The following is a 17890-nucleotide window of genomic DNA, read 5'->3' on the forward strand; positions in this document are numbered from 1 at the left end:
ACCTTATAAATTCTCTTTTGCATAAGCTAGTGCTTTTGCTTTTGCCTCATCTACTTTTGATACATCTTTTCCACCAGCTTGTGCGAAGTCAGGTCTACCACCTCCACCTCCACCAACAATTGGAGCAATCTCTTTTATCCAATTACCAGCTTTAATATTTGTGTTTTTACTTCCAGCTACAAGCATAACTTTGTCATCTTTTGCTTGAATTAAAAGTATTGCTACTTTTTCATTTCCATTTTTTGCATCATCAACTATTTTTTTAATATCACCATTTTTTACAATGTCTACTATTACTTTTGTATCACCAATCATCTCTTCAGCTATCGGTGTAGTTGAAGCATTTTGAGCTTCAATAACTTCTTGTTTTAAAGTCTTAATTTGCTCTTTTAGTTTTTTAATACCAGAGATTACATCACTGTTTTTGATTTCACTTTCTATCTCATTCATTTTAGAAATTATAGAATTAGTATATCTAATAGCAGCAGCTCCACAAACAGCTTCTATTCTTCTTACCCCTGCACTAACACCTGATTCTTTTATAATATAAAAACTTCCAATATCAAGAGCATTTCTTACATGCGTTCCACCACAAAACTCTACAGAAACATCACCAAAGTTTACAACTCTAACCATATCTCCATATTTTTCACCAAACATTGCAATAGCACCTTTTTGTTTAGCTTCTTCAATAGGAAGTTCTTCAACACTTCCTTTTAGTCCTCTTGTAATCATAGAGTTAACCAAATCTTGTACTTCTTCTATTTGCTCAGCTGTCATAGCCTTTGGATAAGTAAAGTCAAATCTTAATCTTGAAGAATCATTTAACGAACCAGCTTGTGAAACAGTATCACCTAAAACCATTTTAAGGGCACTTTGTAAAAGGTGAGTAGCACTATGATGTTTTGCAACTTCATATCTGTTTACTACAACTGCATTTACTATATCACCTTTTTCTAAACTTGAAGTTTCCACTTTTATTTTTGAAAGATTGATTCCATGGAATTTTGAAGTCTCTTCAATAATTGCAATATGTTGTTTATCTTCTAAAGCTCCAATGTCTCCACTTTGTCCACCGCTTGTAGCATAAAATGGTGTTTTATCAAGCATTATCCAACCAGTTTGTCCTTTTTCTAAAGAATTAACTTCATTGAATTTTTCATCAAGTAGAGTGACAATTGTACTTTTATATGAAGTGTTTTCATATCCGACAAATTCATTTACTCCATATTTTTCAAGTAATACTTTAAAATCACCTTCACTAGCTTCATCTCCACTACCTTTCCAAGCAGCTTTGGCTTTAGCTTTTTGTGCATTCATAAGCTTATCAAATGTTTCAATATCTACTTTTAGATCTTTTTCTCTTAACATATCTTCTGTTAAGTCTAAAGGGAATCCATAAGTATCATATAGTTTGAAGGCAACTTCTCCTGAGAAAAGCTCTTTTGTATTTACTAATTCGTCATTAAATAAACTCATTCCAGAAGCAATAGTTTTGAAAAATCTCTCTTCTTCAAGTGCTATTTGTTCTTTTATAAATGAAGCTTGCTCTTTTAATTCTGTATAGTGTTCGCCCATCATAGATATTAATATATCTACAAGTTTTGACATAAATGCTTCTCTAAGACCTAATAAATAACCATGTCTAACAGCACGTCTAAGGATTCTTCTATTTACATAAGGACGACCTTCATTTCCAAATAAAATACCTTGAGATAGCATAAATGATACAGCTCTTAAGTGGTCTGCAATTACTCTATATGAACCAATAGTCTCTTTTGTTGGCTGTTTTTTAGCTATTTTTGCTACTTCATTTACAAGTGGTTTAAAATTTGATGAATCAAAGTTATTTAAAACACCTTCTTTTATAGCAATAACTCGCTCTAATCCCATTCCTGTATCAATTGATGGTTTTGGAAGTGGAGTTCTAACTCCATTGCTTTGTTCATATTGCATAAATACTAAGTTCCAAATTTCTAAAAATCTATCACCTTCTCCACCTAAGTAGTCTTCATCACTTCCAAAGTTTTCAACACCTTGATCGTAAAAGATTTCACTACAAGGACCACAAGGACCTGTATCACCCATAGCCCAGAAGTTGTCTTTATCTCCAAATCTTTTGATCCTTGAAGGCTCAATATATTTTTTCCAAATATTAAAAGCTTCATCATCAGTTTCATGTATAGTTACCCATAATTTATCAATAGGTAAGGCTAGATTAACTGTAATAAATTCCCAAGCATAAGCTATCGCATCTTCTTTGAAATAATCTCCAAATGAGAAGTTACCTAACATTTCAAATAATGTATGATGTCGTGCTGTATATCCTACATTTTCTAAGTCATTATGTTTACCACCAGCTCTAATACACAACTGACATGATGTTGCAGTTGGGTTTTTTGGAGCTGGAATAGCACCTGTAAAAATGTCTTTAAATTGAACCATACCTGCATTTGTAAAAAGAAGTGTTGGGTCATCTGGGACTAGTGGCATAGAAGATATTACTTCATGCCCTTTATTTTTAAAAAAATCTAAATACTCTTTTCTGATATCCATGTAAATTTCCAATTATAATTTAAGAGCAATTATTCTAGCTAAAATATAATTTATTAAAGATTATATGCAAAAAAGTACAAGTTTATTTAAAGTTTAAGTATGTATAATTTTTGAAATAATACACATAAAGGAATATTGATGGGTAAATATATAGAATTGACACAAGATAACTTTGAAGCTACAGTAAAAGAAGGAATCTCAATGGTAGATTTCTGGGCACCATGGTGTGGACCTTGTAGAATGTTAGCTCCAGTAATTGATGAATTAGCTGGTGATTTCGAAGGAAAAGCGAATATTTGTAAAGTAAATACTGATGAAGAGCAAGATTTAGCTGTAAAATATGGTGTTAGATCTATCCCTACAGTAATTTTTATGAAAGATGGAGAAGTTGTAGACCAAATGATTGGTGCTGCTTCTAAACAAGCTTTCTCTGATAAAATTAACTCTTTATTATAATATATAATAATAAATACTTCTAAAAAGGGTAAGAGATTTTCTCTTACCCTTTTTTTATCTCTAATATTAAATTCTGATTAAAAAAAGATTCTAAAAAATAAATCAATTGCATAATTTATCTATTTTACTGTTTAATACGATAAATATTATTAAGGGATAAAAATTATCCTTTATAGAATTAAAATAAAAAGGAAAGAAGAAGATGTTAGATTTAGCGATAATCGGAGGAGGGCCAGCTGGACTTACAGCAGGTTTGTATGCGACAAGAGGTGGATTAAAAAATGTTACGATGTTCGAGATGGGAATGCCAGGAGGACAAATCACAGGAAGTAGTGAAATAGAGAACTACCCTGGACAAGCAAAAATAGTAAGTGGGATGGACTTGATGGAATCATGGCCAGAACAAGCTATGAGATTTGGATTAAAACATGAGATGAATCAAGTATCAAAAGTAACAAAAACAGGTGATGTCTTTACAGTAGAATTAAGTGATGGAACAAAACAAGAAGCAAAATCAGTATTACTAGCAACAGGATCAGTTCCAAAAAAAGGTGGGTTCAAAGGTGAGAAAGAACTTTTCGGAAGAGGAGTATCGACTTGTGCCACTTGTGATGGATTCTTTTATAAAAATAAAGAAGTAGCAGTAATAGGTGGAGGAGACTCAGCCTTAGAAGAAGCAGTTTATTTAGCAAAGATGTGTTCAAAAGTATACTTAGTTCATAGAAGAGATACATATAGAGCAGCACCAAGTACAATAGAACATATGAAAGCTTGTGAGAATATAGAAGAAGTTACAAATGTAACAGTAGAAGAAGTATACGGTGATGCATCAGGAGTACTTGGACTAAAAGTAAAAAGTAAAGAGACAGGTGATATAAGAGACTTACCAGTTCCTGGAGTATTTACATTTGTAGGAAGAGATGTATTAAGTGATAGCTTAAAACAAGAAGATGGAAGTTACCTTTGTGAAGTAAATGAAGCAACAGAAGTAGTGGTAGATTTAAAGATGAGAACAAATGTACCAGGACTATATGCAGCAGGTGATGTAAGAATAGATGCAGCGAAACAAGTAGTATGTGCAGCTGGCGATGGTGCTACTGCTGCTGTTAATATTATTGAATATGTTGGTTAAAATAAGTATTTACATGTTAAATGACTCTTAAAAGGAGATAAAGTAGACTTTCTTTATCTTCTTTCTTACTTAAATCTAAAAATTAAAAAAATAAATTAAAAAATGTCACACTAATGCCATATCAAACCTATATCATTTCATAAATAACGAAATGAAAGGTTTATTATGAGCAATAATATGAAAATGGCACTTCCAATTTTAGTCGCAATTATTGTAGCACTTCTTCCTACACCTGAAGGTTTAGCTGTAAATGCACAATATTTCTTTGCTGTATTCTTAGGAGTAATTGTTGGTTTAATTTTAGAACCAATTCCACCTGCACTAATAGGTTTAGTGGGTGTTGCTTTTTCTGCAACATTTGGATTAGTTGGTGATAGTGCAAAAGCTTCAGCAAAATGGGCTTTAAGTGGTTTCTCTAACGGGGTTATATGGTTGATTTTTGCAGCATTTATGTTTGCTCTTGGTTATAAAAAATCAGGGCTTGGTAAAAGGATTGCATTACTTTTGGTTAAAAAACTAGGTAAAACTACTCTAGGATTAGGATATGCAGTAGCATTTGCAGATGGAATTCTTGCTCCTTTTATGCCATCAAATACGGCAAGAAGTGCAGGGACAATTTTCCCTATAGCTATTAATATTCCACAAATGTTTGATTCATTACCAGATCAAAACCCAAGAAAAATAGGTTCATATATCTCTTGGGTCGCAATTGCAGCAACTTGTGTGACAAGTTCAATGTTTTTAACAGCACTTGCTCCAAACTTACTTGCAGTTTCACTTGTTGAAAAAAATATTGGTGTTTCAATTAGTTGGGGTAGTTGGTTTGGTACTTTAGCAGTTATTATGATTCCATTGTTTTTACTAGTGCCATATCTTGCATATATAGTATATCCACCAGAACAAAAAGTATCTCCAGAAGCTCCAACATGGGCAGCTAAACAACTTAAAGAGATGGGTTCTGTTACTAAAAAAGAAATCACAATGTTATGTTTAGGTCTTTTAGCACTTGCGATGTGGATTTTTGGAAGTACAATTGGAGTAAATAGTACAGTTGCAGCTATTGCTGTTCTTTGTTTACTTGTATTATTTGATGTAATTAATTGGGAAGATGTTATTACTAATAAAGCAGCTATTAATGTATTTATTTGGTTTGCAACACTTGTAGCCATGGCATCTGGTCTTAAAGAAGTAGGTTACTTGAAATGGGCATCTGGATTAATTTCTACTTGGTTAGTGGGAATGGATCCAATAATGATTGGAATTGTACTATTAGTATTATTCTTCTTATTCCATTACTTATTTGCAAGTGTTACAGCTCATACTGTAGCATTATTACCACTATTTTTAGGAATAGCAGCAAATTTAGTTCCAGCAGAAATGCTTCAACCTCTTGCTATTCTTCTTGTAGGTTCGTTAGGTCTTATGGGTATCATAACTCCATATGCAACAGGACCATCACCTATTTGGTATGGAGCTGGGTATATTACACAAGCTACATGGTGGAAATTAGGTCTTATTTTTGGAGCTATATATTTAGGAGCTTTAGTTGCTCTTGGATTTGTAATCCTTTAAAACAATTATCTAAAAATCTGGTGCCATACTTTGGCACCATTTTTAGAAAATTTGACTATAATTTCCTATGAAAAAACTTCTAATATTTTTTATCTTTCAAACATTTCTTTTTGCAAATAGTTCAATTCTAATAATAAACTCATATCATAAAGGCTATGAATTTAGTGATAGCATAATAAATGGTATCGAAAAAGTTGTATATCCTCACTCAGATATTGATGTAAACATTTTGTATATGGATTCTAAAAGAGTTACTTCTAAAGAGTATTATGAAAGTCTAGAGAAGCTTTATCGAGTACAATTAAAAAATAGAAAGTATGATTTAATAATTGCAGTTGATAGATTTGCTTATGATTTTGTATTAAGTATTTATAAAGAATTTTTTAAAAATGAACCAATATTGGCAGTTGGAATTGAAAACTTTTCAACTAAAAAAGCACAATATTATGGTGTTACCAATAAAGTATCTGCTCTTTTAGAAAAAAGAGATTTAAAAGGTAATGTAGATATTATAAGAACCATCTTCCCAAGTATTAGAAAATTATATATTATAAATGATAAAAGCCCAAATGCAAAACATACTGAGCCACTTATTGAAGAGATGATAAATGACTTTAAAGGTAAGTTTGATATTAAATATATAATTGAAGATAATTTAGAACTTCTAAAAAAGAAATTTTCTAAAAAAGAAGAGAATAGTGCGGCACTTTTTATAAGATTTTATAAAAATAAAAGTGGTAAATTAAATAAAAATCAAGAGATAGCAGAGTTTATAAGAAATGCACAAATACCTATTTTTGTAACAGATTCTATATTTATAAAAAAAGGTGCAACTGGTGGTAAAGTAATTGATTTAAATAATTTTGGTAGATTATCAGGTGAAATGGCTTTAGATATATTAAATAAAAAACCTCATAAAATAGTTACTTATAACGATTTAACTTATATATTTGATTCTCAAAAATTAAGTCAATTTTATCTTCCAGTTGATGGATTATCAATTCCTTTTAAATTAATTAATAAAAGACTTACCTTTTATGAAAGACATAGAGGATTTATCAATTTTGTATTTACTATTTCTCCTTTTCTCCTTTTTTTAATATTAGGACTTATTCATAATATTTATATGAGAAAGCAAGTTGAAAAAGATTTAAGAAGAAGAATAGAGTTTGATGAAACACTTTTAAATGCAATAGAAAGTCCAATATTTTGGCAAGATTTCAAAGGTATTGTTGTTGATTCTAATAAAACTTTTTGTAAGCTTTTAGATGTGAATTGCAATGATTTATATGGAAAAAAACTTGAGCATTTCAGTGAAAATAAAAATGTTAAGAAAATCATAAATGTAATAGATAATTATAATTTAAATGTAGAAGAAAATAATGAATTTACTTTCATTGATAGTAATAGGAAAAAGAAGATTTTTCTTATAAAACAAGAGCGATTTAAAGATGAAAAAACAAAATCAGAAGGTTTTGTAACTATTTTTACAGATATTACAAAAGAGCGAGAAATAACTATTGAGAAACAAAAAAACAGACAATTTATTATTCAACAAAGTAAATTAGCCGAAATTGGTGAAGTTTTTTCTTCAATTGCACACCAATGGAAATCTCCACTTGTAGAAATAACAGCAATTGCTCAAGAGCTTTTTTATGCTAAAAAATGTGAAGAAATAAAAGAAGATGATAGTTTTGTAAAAGATATAATGAATCAAGTAACCTATATGACAAATACTATAAATGAGTTTCAAAAATTTATTATGCCTTCTAACAAAAAGATTGAGTTTAATATAAAAGAAGCTATTGAAAGAATGCTTGAAATCATAAATCATAATATAAAATATAATAGTATTAATATAAATTTAGATATAAAAGAAAATACAAACTTGATTGTATATGGTTATAAAAATGAGTTTATGCAATCATTTTTAAATATTATAAATAATGCAAAAGATGCCCTTTTAAATATTGATTATAAAAATAGAAATATAGAAATAAAAGTTTTTAATGAAGATAAAAAATTAATGATTACTATAAAAGATAATGCTGGTGGAATAAATGATAAAAGTATGGATAAAATTTTTGGAGCATATTATACAACTAAAGAAGATGGACATGGTATTGGATTGTATATGACAAAGGTAATTATCGAAGATAAAATGAATGGTGAAATCTCTGTTGAAAATATAGATGGTGGTGCTATGTTTACTATAAAATTGGAACAAAATTAGATGAAAATATTAGTATTAGAAGATAATGAAAGACTTAGTAAGGTAATAAAACAAGCCTTAATTAATGAAAACTATAAGGTTGATTGTTTTGATGACGGGGAGAAGGCTTCAGAAGCTTTAGGTAATGGTTATTCTTGTTTTATTTTAGATATAAATGTACCAAATTTAGATGGAATAACTGTTTTAGAATATATTAGATTTAATCATTCAAAAACACCTGTTATTATTATAAGTTCTAATCATGATTTGGAAAAAATACAAAAGTCATATGAAGGTGGATGCAATGATTATTTAAAAAAACCATTTTATATATTTGAACTTGTTCAGAAAGTAAAAAAACTTTGTTCTGTTCCTAAAATGTTTTTAAAATTTAATGAAGATTGTAAATATGATTTTATAAATCATAGATTATTTATAAATGAAATTGAATATGAACTTACAAAAAAAGAGATACTTTTTTTGGAGTTATTTTCAAAAAATCCACATCATGTCACAACCTATGAAGAGCTTGAAGAATATGTATGGGAGGGAGAAGAAACAACCCTCGTTAATATAAGATCAATGATAAAAAGGTTGAGAAAAAAACTTCCTGAAAATAGTATAATTATTATTAAAGGGATAGGATACTCTTTAAGTAAAGCAGTTTTTATCTCATAAATTTATTTTTGTTCTGGAATTTGGCTTGCATCTATTGAGTACCCAATTCCTTTTACAATTTTGATAGCTTTTTCTGGAATTTTTCTTCTAATTCTTTTTACAAGTGCACGAACATTCATAAGAGATGTTTCTTCACCTTCCCAAACATAATCTTCAATTTCATTAAAACTAAAAACTCTATGAATATCTTTAGCAAGTAATTCTAAAAAAAGAATTTCTTTTTTTGCTAGTTGAACTTCTTCCTCCTCTTTCATCAAAAAGTGTTTATTATAGTCAAAAATATAACCATTTCCTAAGTCTAACAATGTAGATTTGACTTGGCAAAGTTTTTGTACTTTTTGAATAAGTTCATACATGAAAAAAGGTTTTTTTAAATAATCATCACAGCCTATTTCATATGATTTTTGAATCTTTTCTAAATCATGATTAGAGCTAATTATTATTGCAGGTACCTCGTTATGATACATTCTTATAGATTCCAAAATTGTTATTCCATCTATTGTTGGAACATTAATATCTAGAATAAAACAAGAATAACCATTTGTAATCATCTCCAGTGCTTGTGCTCCATCATAAGTAGTATCAACTTGATATCCACTTTTAGTTAATGCTTGTTTTATTAAGCTACATAATCTTTCATTATCTTCCAAAACTAGTATTTTCATTTTCTTAACTCCAGTATAATGCTAAATTTTGCACCACCTTTTACATTTTCAACAAAGATTTGACCATCCATTTTATCTTCAATAATTAATTTTGCCATATATAATCCAATACCATGACCATCTTTTTTTGTAGTAAAATAAGGCTCAAAAAGTTGATTGATGTATTTAATAGGAATACCCCCACCATTATCTACTATATCTATTTGTACATTGCTGTTAATATTTTTTATATTTATATGTATTTCCCCTTGTGTAATTTTGCCTTTAGACTTTTGTTTAATAATAGAATCTTTTGCATTATTAACAATATTTAATAAAGTTTGCATCAATTCATTTTTATATCCAAAGATTATTAAATCAGTTCCTGGTTCTACATTTATTTTTACATTAACATAATTATATTTCATATTATGGCGAATTATTTCTAACATCTCTTCAACTGATTCATTGATATCAAATACAATTTTCTGAGTTGATGGCATGATAAACTCTTGAAAACTATTTATGGTATCTGTCATATATTTAACTTGAACCATAATATCACTTGCATAATTATTATTTAGTTCGTCAAAATCACTGTTGTGATCATAATAAAGTCTCTCTTGTGCAATTGTTGCAATTTCAATAAGTGGTGTTTTCCATTGATGTGCAATTGAAGAAAACACTTCTCCTATTTCTGCTAACTTTGATTGTTGAATAGCAAACTCTTGATGTTTTCTTTTTTCTTTTATAGCTTGTTTTTCATTTGTAATATCAGTAAAAACAGTCACTGTTCCTTTTGTTTTAAAAATATTTTCATTATAGTTTGTTTGATCTATTAAATATGTATACTCTTTATCATCTTCACCTTTGATTACCACATGATTACCTTCTATAGTATTATTAATAAATGGTTCTAATATTTTATATATTGGTTCTGTAGTATGTTCTTGAAAATAATCTTTTAACTTTTTGCCTTTTTCTTTTGGCGATGGGAAATTCATGAACTCACAAAATCTTGAATTTGAATCAACCACTTTACCTTTTTCATCTTGCCAAACAATTGGAGCTTTAATGGCATCTAATAAAACTTTATCAAACTCCATTCTTTGTTTAAGAAGTTTTGTATTTTTTATTCTAAGATATATATTATGTACAAGTCCTAAAATTAAAAATAATAAGAAAGGAGACATTAAAAAAACGAAATCAACAAATTGTCTATTTCTATCTAAAAAATCTTTTGGATAATTTACATAGTTATAATTAATTTTTAAGTCATTTGGATAGAGATTAAATTTTTTTATTTTTTCGTAATCAAATATATATTCAAATTTATCTGCTGTGTGAATAAAAGGGGTAGCAATCGTATTATTTAAAATTGCTAAAATATCTTTTCCTGCTTTAATTCCTAGTTCTTTTACTGGAACTAATTTTCCTCCAGTTGAACCTTTTTTTATAAAAAGTGTATCTGTGGAAAAAACGGGAATTTTACTAGAATCTATCATTTGAGAGATTTCATTATAAGTATACAATTTTCCATTTTTGTCATTATAAAATCTAATAAAGAGAACTGCTTCATTTGGAGTGTATGTAGAAAATTTTTCTTTTAAATCATCTAATGTTGAACTTCTTATATATTGAACTTCAAACTTATCATTTAAATTATATATTTCATTTTGAATAAAAGGATCAGAGTCATCTCCATTCTCACTTTTATCATTTATAATATAAAGTTTTTTTAGATTAGGTATTAGTTTATATAGAATTTCTAGATTATCACTAATTGCTCTTTTTTCAAGTAATCCAGATATTTTTTTTTCTAAATTATATTTTTTTACTTCATCTTGTGAAAATTGTTCAAGCCCAATAAAATATACAGGTTCATGGGTAAATAGTTCATTATAATTTTGTAAAATAAATTCATAAGAGAATTTATCAATTGCAACAATTAAGTCATATTTGTTTTTTGAAAGTTGTAATTTATAAAGATCTTTTAATTTTTTATAATATTTCGATGATGTAATTCTTTTTGAGTCCATATATAAAACTGTAGAATTGACTTCTTTATGATCTAAAACTGATTCTATGCCATTTAAAACATCATCACTCCATTGAAATCCTCTATGGTATGAATTTATAATGAGTATATTTTTATTGTTGTTTGCAAAAAGATTAATATTTAATAATGTAAGGCTTATTAAAAATAAAAAAACTTTGAATTTCATGGTATTATTTCCTTATTTTAAGCAAGAGATATTATCTAAATATATAAAAGAGAGGAGTTAAATTCCTCTCTTTATATTAATATTTGAAATACATATCCTGTAGTTCTTTTTTATCATGAGTTTTACTAAGACCTAGCATTAATAAAATTCTTGCTTTTTGTGCATTTAAATTATCTGTTACGATAAATCCATATTTATGATCATCAACTTCGCCATGTAAATTTGTTCTACCACTTCCAACTCTTGAAGTTCTAGCAACAATTACATTCTCTTTAACCGCTTTTACTAAAGCATCTTGAGTTGTTGGATACGGATTTCCATTTCCCATACCCGCAAATATAATACCTTTTGCTCCAGCTTTAACTGATGCTTCAACAAAAACATCATTACCACCAGCGTGACCATATACAATATCTACTCTTGGTAAAAAGTTAATTTTTTCAATATCAAATTCTGTATCAAATGTATTTTTTCTTGTACTAGTCATATAATAATGTACATCACCATAATAAACAGTACCAATTCTTCCAGTGTTTGGAGATGCAAATGCATTTACCATAGAAGTATTTACTTTTGTAACTTCTCTTGCACTATGAATTTCATCATTCATTACAACAACAACACCTTTTTTATATGTGTCTTTATTTACTGCTACACTAACTGCATTATATAAATTCATTGGTCCATCAGCACTCATAGATGAACCAGATCTCATCGCACCAACAACAACGATAGGTTTTTTACTTTTTACTGTTAAATCAAGAAAATATGAAGTTGCCTCCATAGTATCTGTCCCATGTGTAATAACTACACCATCAATATCGTCTTTTTTAAGTAATTCGTTTACTCTTTTTGCTAATTTTAACCAAACTTTAAAGTTCATTTCTTGTGAACCAATATTAGAAATTTGCTCACCTTTAATATTAGCCATTTTTTTGATTGAAGGAACTGCTGATATTAATTTATCAATAGTAACTGAACCTGCTGAATATTCACTCTTAACAGCAGAATCACCTGCACCTGCTATAGTTCCGCCAGTAGCTAATATTACAATATTAGGTTTAGCTAAAAGTACCGATGTTCCAATCAATGCAAATACTGCAACTGTTCTTAATAACTTTGTCATTTTGTTCTCCTTTTGTAAATTTAAATTAGAAAGGTTTGTAATTATTCAAACCAATTAGATTAAAACTTTCGTGTAAGTTTGACCTTACACGAAGTCCGTAAATTTTTTAATTAGAGTATCATTCCTGATACGATGAATCCAAATATAACACTTAATGTAATTGCTAAGACACCAGGAACAATAAATGGGTGATTGAATACTAGTTTACCAATTCGTGTAGAACCTGTATCATCCATTTCAACCGCTGCTAATAATGTAGGATAAGTTGGTAATACAAATAATGCACTAACTGCAGCAAATGATGCAATTGCAGTACCAGGATCAACACCTAAAGCTAAAGCAGCAGGCATTAAAGCTTTTGTAGTTGCACCTTGTGAATATAAAAGCATACTTGCAAAAAATAATGTAACAGCTAACATCCAAGGATATTGACTTAATAATGTACTTGCAAAACCTTTGATTTCATCGATATGTGCACCAACGAAAGTTGTACCTAACCAAGCGACTCCTAGTACACAAATACAAGCACTCATCCCTGATTTAAAAGTAGATGCACTAATAATTTTACCAGAGTCAATTTTTGTAAATAATACAATCAATGTTGCACAAGCTAACATAAATACCATAATTGCTTCATTTCTTGGCAATGTTGGATTAGTAATGACTCCTACTTTATCACTAATTAATGTTGCATAAGTCACAACTGAGAAGATAGTCATACAAAAAATTGCAACAGAAAGTTTTGCACCTTCTTTAATTTCTACTTTTGTTTCACCTCTTAATTTTACTAATCCTTTTTTCATTCTATCTTGATAAACAGGATCATCTTTTAAATCTTTTCCTAAAAAATTACTTACAAAAGCAGTAATCATACAAGCAGCAAAAGTTGTTGGAATTACAATTGCTAACAACTCAATATATCCAACACCAAGAGGTTCTAAAATTCCACTGAAAAATACAACTGCAGCAGAAATTGGAGATGCAGTGATTGCAATCTGAGAAGCAACAACTGCAACACCTAATGGTCTTGAAGGTCTAATCCCTTGTTCTTTTGCAACTTCTGCAATAACAGGTAAAGTTGAATATGCAGTGTGACCTGTACCTGCAAGTAATGTCATAAAATATGTAACAGCTGGTGCTAAATATGTAATATGTTTAGGGTTTTTTCTTAAAACTTTTTCTGCAATGCTAACCATATAATCAAGTCCACCAGCAACTTGCATCGCAGCAATTGCTGCGATTACTGACATAATAATTAAGATAACATCAATCGGGATACTTCCTGGTTCAAGACCAAAAAATAAACATAATACAAGTACCCCTAATCCACCTGCATAACCAATTCCAATACCGCCCATTCTAGCACCTAAAAATATAGATCCTAATACAACTGCTATTTCTAAAATTAACATAATGTCTCCTTTTGTTATTTAGATATTTTTTTATTAACTATTAATACATCTCGGTTTAATCATATTTTCTGGTTTAATAATTTCTTCTAGTTCATCTTTTGTCAATAATTCTCTTTCTAATATGATTTCATATACCGATTTACCAGTATCTAATGCTTCTTTTGCAACAATTGTTGAGTTTTCGTAACCAATATATGGATTTAATGCAGTTACTAATCCAATACTATTTAAAACTAAAGTTCTACAGTGTTCTTCATTTGCTGTGATACCATCAATGCATTTTGTAGATAATGTTTGAAAAGCTTTTATCATCATATTCATTGAGTTAAATAAGTTAAATGCAATCACTGGTTCAAATACATTTAATTGTAATTGTCCACCTTCACTTGCCATTGTAATAGTAACATCTGCACCAATTACTTGGAAAGCTACTTGATTTACAACTTCAGGAATAACAGGATTAACTTTACCAGGCATAATTGATGAACCCGGTTGCATTGGTGGTAGATTAATTTCGTTAAATCCAGTTCTTGGACCTGAACTTAATAATCTTAAGTCATTACAAATTTTAGAAATTTTAGTTGCAACTCTTTTTAATACACCAGAAATTTGTACATAAGCCCCTGTATCTTGTGTAGCTTCAATTAAATCTTTTGCAGTCACAAAAGGTCTTCCTGTAACTTCTTGTAATCTTTGTTCAACTTCATGTGCATAATCAGGATGAGAACAAATACCTGTACCAATTGCTGTTGCTCCTAGGTTCATTTCTCTTACTAATTGTTGAGACTCAATTAATCTTTGTATGTCTTCAGCAATCATTGTTTCATATGAATGAAATTCTTGACCTAATGTCATAGGAACAGCATCTTGTAATTGTGTTCTTCCCATTTTAATTACATCTTTAAATTCAATTGCTTTTTTTGCAAAAGAGTTTTGCATTATTTTCATTGCATCTGTTAATTCATAAATTTTTTCAAATAATGCAATTCTAAATGCTGTTGGATATGAATCATTTGTTGATTGTGATTTATTTACATCATTATTTGGGTGTAGATATTGATATTCACCTTTTTTATGACCAAGTAATTCTAATGCTCTATTTGCAATAACTTCATTTGCATTCATATTAACAGAAGTACCAGCTCCACCTTGAATCATATCAACAACAAACTGATCATGTAGTGCTCCTCCCATAATTTCATCGCAGGCTTCACAAATTGCATTTTTTTTATGTTCATCTAATAAATTTAAATTAAAGTTAGCAAGTGCAGTAGCTTTTTTTACTTTTGCTAACGATACGATAAATGTAGGAAATTGTGATAAAGTCACACCAGTAATATTAAAGTTCTCTTGAGCTCTTTTAGTTTGCACTCCATAATATACTTCATCAGAGATTTCTCTTTCTCCAAGTAAATCATGTTCCAATCTTGTTTTCATTTTAGTTGTCATTTTATTTCCTTTTATTATTATTAGAAACTTAACTTTAAAAATTAATATTTCTTTTTAATATTGAAATTGTAATCCTCTAAAATGAACTAAAAGTTATGTTTTTAATAAATCGCATTAAATTAGCTATATTTATAAGAGAAAACTATCTTTATTATAAGAATAATAGATGGTTAAAATATAAAGTATTAGTTTGGAGTATTTGTGTAGAGATATTTGTATTTGTTAATAGTTGAGTTATAAAGGAAAATTCCTTTATAACTTAAGAGTTATTTATCGATGTCTTCGATAAATTTTTTTTCATTTACAGAATCTAAAATTGTTTTAGCAATACTTGCTGTATAAATAGCTATATCCTGTGTTTTTGAAGCTACAGCAGCATTATTTTGTGTTTGTTGGTCTAATTTATTAACTACATCATTAATTTGTTCTATGCTCACTTTTTGCTCATGAGATGATTCAGAAATATTTTGAATCATTTTTTCTGCTTTATCAAGATTTTCTTTTAAACTGATATATCCAATAATCATATCATCTGTAGTTTTTTTACCATCATTTGCTTTAATAGTTGCATTTTCAACTAAATCTTTTATTTCTTTAGCTGCCTCTGCACTTCGTGAGGCTAAGTTTCTTACTTCTTGTGCAACAACTGCAAAACCTTTTCCTGATTCTCCAGCGGTAGCTGCTTCAACAGCTGCATTTAAAGAAAGAATATTTGTTTGAAAAGCAATTTGATCGATTAGTTTGATTGCTTCTGAAATAGATTTAGTTTGCTCATTGATTTGATTCATTGATTCAACACTTGAATTTGCAAGTTCATGTCCTAAATTGATTGACTTAGATAGTTCATCAGAATATTTAACCATTGTTGCTATACTTTGAGTATTATTTCTTATTGTAGATGTAATTTCTTCTAAAGAAGCTGCTGTTTCTTCTAATGACACTGCTGTATTATTAGATGATCTGTTTAATATCTCAACATTTTCAAGTAAGTCTTCTGAACTTTTATTTAATGATAAGCCATTAAGTTTATTTTCTTGTAACATTTTATTAATAATATTACTCAAGTCATTTAACCCCAAAGATATATTACCTGTAGGGTTTTTAATAGTATCTGTAAAATCTAATCGTGAATAATTTTTTAACGACTCTAAAATAGAATTAATGTCTTTATCGACATTAATACTTATTGTTTTAATCATTTCATTAAAAATATCTTTTAATTCATTTAAAGATTTATTAGAAGTAGTACTCTCAACAAAGACATCCAATTTACCTGCATTAATTATTTTTACAACATCTTTTACATTGTTTATAAAATTTCTATCTTTTTCTAAATTATTTTCAACTAGTTCCATCTCTTGATCGATTATACTCGCCATATTCCCGAATTCATCATTAGAAGTAATATTTAATTTTGTAATACTAGTTACTTCTCCTTTTAAATAATTAAAGAAATTTAAGAATCCTTTTTCAAGAGTTTTTAAAGGCTTTAATATTTTTATTAAAGATATATAGATGAATAAAAGAATAGCTATGAGAAGTACAAGATAAAGAACTATTTCAAAAATTATATTTTTATTAATTTCTTTAAAAATAGATTCTTTATCTAATTCAACTACTAAATACCAAGAAACTACAGGAATTTTACTGTAAGCAAGAATTTTTTTTGTATTATTATTATCTAATACTTCACCAAAATTATTATCTGATTTTGTTTTTATTTGTTTAAAGAAAATATTTTCTTTATTTAAAAGTTCTCTATTTTTATGAATTAAGGTTTTTCCATCTTCGGCTAATAAATATGCAAAGCCACCATCTCCCATTTTTAGATTTAATATAGTATCAACTACTGTGTCTAAAAATATATCTGCTCCAACAATTCCAATAGTTACTCCTTCTTTTTTTAAAGGGGCAAAAACTGTTATTATTAATCGCTTTGTTGTATTATCAATAAAAGGCTCAGTTATTCCAGCTTTATTTACTTCTATTGCTCTTTTATACCATGGTCTAAGCCTTGCATCATAATTTGTTTTTATAATATTTTTTAAAATACCATTAGATTTAATTAAATCTCCACTTTCTTGTATTCCAACATAAGTACTTGCAAATTCACCTGCTCTTTCACCTAATAATAATTTACTAACTAAAACTTTATTTGAGATATCTAAATTTTCAGTTAGTATTCCATCTCTCATAGCTTGAATAATTTTGATTTTAGATTCTAAATAGCTATTAATAAACTTAGATGTTTCTTGTGAGATATCAAGCTCTTTTTGCTTTACTAAGTTATATTCTGAGTTATATTTATTTCGTGTATTGTAAAAACCAAGGATTAGGAAAGAACAAGAGATGCTAACTAAAACTAGTAGCAACAACTTCGATTTTATATTATTAATTTTCATTTTTTTTCCTTAAGAATACAAGGAAT

The 17890-nt window shown here is 28.5% G+C and carries 12 protein-coding genes; 5 read left to right on the plus strand and 7 right to left on the minus strand.

Translation table 11 applies throughout. The features are described from left to right. Window positions 1–3: 3 nt before the first annotated feature. A complete protein-coding gene (alaS, locus tag LXN10_RS08745) occupies window positions 4–2556 on the minus strand; it encodes an alanine--tRNA ligase (RefSeq protein ID WP_375722659.1) in 2553 nt (850 codons plus the stop codon). 138 nt (window positions 2557–2694) lie between these two features. Here alaS and trxA point away from each other — a divergent pair, with 138 nt between their 5' ends. The 5 genes from trxA (at window position 2695) to LXN10_RS08770 (ending at window position 8606) form a co-directional block, all read left to right on the plus strand. After that, the gene (gene trxA / locus LXN10_RS08750; RefSeq protein ID WP_129101022.1) at window positions 2695–3012 is read left to right on the plus strand and encodes a thioredoxin; all 318 of its coding nucleotides are present in this window, start codon (window positions 2695–2697) and stop codon (window positions 3010–3012) included. 202 nt (window positions 3013–3214) lie between these two features. Next, the gene (trxB, locus tag LXN10_RS08755; protein ID WP_375722660.1) at window positions 3215–4144 is read left to right on the plus strand and encodes a thioredoxin-disulfide reductase; all 930 of its coding nucleotides are present in this window, start codon (window positions 3215–3217) and stop codon (window positions 4142–4144) included. Window positions 4145–4309: 165 nt separating this feature from the next. Then, window positions 4310–5716: a DASS family sodium-coupled anion symporter gene (locus LXN10_RS08760; RefSeq protein WP_375722661.1), complete on the plus strand. Its 1407-nt coding sequence runs from the start codon at window positions 4310–4312 to the stop codon at window positions 5714–5716. A 67-nt stretch (window positions 5717–5783) separates the two neighbouring features. Then, the gene (locus LXN10_RS08765; RefSeq protein WP_375722662.1) at window positions 5784–7949 is read left to right on the plus strand and encodes a sensor histidine kinase; all 2166 of its coding nucleotides are present in this window, start codon (window positions 5784–5786) and stop codon (window positions 7947–7949) included. Then, window positions 7950–8606, plus strand: a complete 657-nt coding sequence (locus LXN10_RS08770; protein ID WP_375722663.1) for a response regulator transcription factor — start codon at window positions 7950–7952, stop codon at window positions 8604–8606. Between the two features lie 2 nt (window positions 8607–8608). Here the strand turns inward: LXN10_RS08770 and LXN10_RS08775 are convergent, their stop codons facing one another. From LXN10_RS08775 to LXN10_RS08800, 6 genes are all read right to left on the minus strand, one after another. Then, window positions 8609–9271: a response regulator transcription factor gene (locus LXN10_RS08775; RefSeq protein WP_375722664.1), complete on the minus strand. Its 663-nt coding sequence runs from the start codon at window positions 9269–9271 to the stop codon at window positions 8609–8611. Next, entirely contained in the window at window positions 9268–11475 is a 2208-nt protein-coding gene (locus tag LXN10_RS08780; protein ID WP_375722665.1) for a sensor histidine kinase, read from the minus strand. Before LXN10_RS08780 ends, LXN10_RS08775 begins: the two co-directional genes overlap by 4 nt. Window positions 11476–11551: 76 nt before the next feature. Then, window positions 11552–12601 carry a type II asparaginase gene (locus LXN10_RS08785; RefSeq protein ID WP_375722666.1) on the minus strand — a complete coding sequence of 350 codons (1050 nt, stop codon included), beginning with the start codon at window positions 12599–12601 and terminating at the stop codon, window positions 11552–11554. A 110-nt stretch (window positions 12602–12711) separates the two neighbouring features. Then, window positions 12712–14013 (minus strand): anaerobic C4-dicarboxylate transporter, encoded by a 1302-nt coding sequence (locus LXN10_RS08790; protein ID WP_375722667.1) that lies wholly within the window; start codon window positions 14011–14013, stop codon window positions 12712–12714. Between the two features lie 33 nt (window positions 14014–14046). Continuing rightward, window positions 14047–15450, minus strand: coding sequence for an aspartate ammonia-lyase (gene aspA / locus LXN10_RS08795; protein WP_375725337.1), 1404 nt, complete (start codon window positions 15448–15450; stop codon window positions 14047–14049). 278 nt (window positions 15451–15728) lie between these two features. Beyond that, window positions 15729–17864: a methyl-accepting chemotaxis protein gene (locus LXN10_RS08800; RefSeq protein ID WP_375722668.1), complete on the minus strand. Its 2136-nt coding sequence runs from the start codon at window positions 17862–17864 to the stop codon at window positions 15729–15731. Window positions 17865–17890: the final 26 nt, after the last annotated feature.

The organism is Arcobacter iocasae, assembly GCF_042214795.1.
In the GTDB taxonomy this organism is placed as follows: Bacteria; Campylobacterota; Campylobacteria; order Campylobacterales; family Arcobacteraceae; genus Arcobacter; species Arcobacter iocasae.

Coding starts and splice junctions, on each gene's coding strand:
- LXN10_RS08775 (WP_375722664.1), bottom strand. CDS start 9,271: ATGAAAATACTAGTTTTGGAAGATAATGAAAGATTATGTAGCTTAATA.
- trxB (WP_375722660.1), top strand. CDS start 3,215: ATGTTAGATTTAGCGATAATCGGAGGAGGGCCAGCTGGACTTACAGCA.
- LXN10_RS08780 (WP_375722665.1), bottom strand. CDS start 11,475: ATGAAATTCAAAGTTTTTTTATTTTTAATAAGCCTTACATTATTAAAT.
- alaS (WP_375722659.1), bottom strand. CDS start 2,556: ATGGATATCAGAAAAGAGTATTTAGATTTTTTTAAAAATAAAGGGCAT.
- LXN10_RS08770 (WP_375722663.1), top strand. CDS start 7,950: ATGAAAATATTAGTATTAGAAGATAATGAAAGACTTAGTAAGGTAATA.
- LXN10_RS08760 (WP_375722661.1), top strand. CDS start 4,310: ATGAGCAATAATATGAAAATGGCACTTCCAATTTTAGTCGCAATTATT.
- LXN10_RS08800 (WP_375722668.1), bottom strand. CDS start 17,864: ATGAAAATTAATAATATAAAATCGAAGTTGTTGCTACTAGTTTTAGTT.
- LXN10_RS08765 (WP_375722662.1), top strand. CDS start 5,784: ATGAAAAAACTTCTAATATTTTTTATCTTTCAAACATTTCTTTTTGCA.
- LXN10_RS08785 (WP_375722666.1), bottom strand. CDS start 12,601: ATGACAAAGTTATTAAGAACAGTTGCAGTATTTGCATTGATTGGAACA.
- aspA (WP_375725337.1), bottom strand. CDS start 15,450: ATGAAAACAAGATTGGAACATGATTTACTTGGAGAAAGAGAAATCTCT.
- trxA (WP_129101022.1), top strand. CDS start 2,695: ATGGGTAAATATATAGAATTGACACAAGATAACTTTGAAGCTACAGTA.
- LXN10_RS08790 (WP_375722667.1), bottom strand. CDS start 14,013: ATGTTAATTTTAGAAATAGCAGTTGTATTAGGATCTATATTTTTAGGT.